Origin of the sequence: Actinomadura sp. B10D3, assembly GCF_039871695.1 — a bacterium.
Taxonomy (GTDB): Bacteria; Actinomycetota; Actinomycetes; order Streptosporangiales; family Streptosporangiaceae; genus Spirillospora; species Spirillospora madurae.
The window spans coordinates 1-639 of sequence record NZ_JBDPLY010000104.1 but is presented as its reverse complement, the minus strand read 5'-3'; the positions used below and the strand labels follow the sequence as shown (position 1 = coordinate 639).

Annotated in this window: 1 protein-coding gene; it reads left to right on the top strand. The window is 67.0% G+C overall.

The window, feature by feature from the left end:
* The coding region (locus ABGB11_RS42450) for an IS630 family transposase (RefSeq protein ID WP_347641378.1) at positions 1-639 on the top strand (639 nt) is incomplete at both ends.

Here is a 639-nt window from a genome sequence, read left to right as displayed (position 1 = left end):
AGCCACGGCCGGGTGCCCCGCGGAAGATCACCGACGAGCAGGTCGAGCAGGTCGTGGTGGCCACGCTGGAGCGGACGCCGGCCGGGGCGACGCACTGGTCCCGGGCGTCGATGGCGGCCGAGAGCGGGCTGAGCAAGTCGACGGTCGGGCGGATCTGGAAGGCGTTCCGGCTCAAGCCCCATCAAATCGACACCTTCAAGCTGTCCAACGACCCGCAGTTCATCGACAAGGTCCGGGACGTGGTGGGCCTGTATCTGGACCCGCCGGAGAAGGCGCTGGTGCTGTCGGTGGACGAGAAGTCCCAGATCCAGGCGCTGGACCGGTCGGCGCCGGTGCTGCCGATGATGCCGGGCATGCCTGAGCGCCGTACCCACGACTACCTGCGCAACGGCATCACCACCCTGTTCGCCGCGCTGGACGTGGCCAGCGGCCGGATCATCGGGTCGATCCACCGCCGGCACCGGGCGACGGAGTTCCGCAAGTTCCTGGTCAAGATCGACAAAGAGGTGCCAGCCGACCTGGACGTCCACCTGATCTGCGACAACTACGGCACCCACAAGCATCCGACCATCATCAGGTGGCTGGATGCCCACCCTCGCTTCCACATGCACTTCACCCCCACCTACTCCTCCTGGCTGA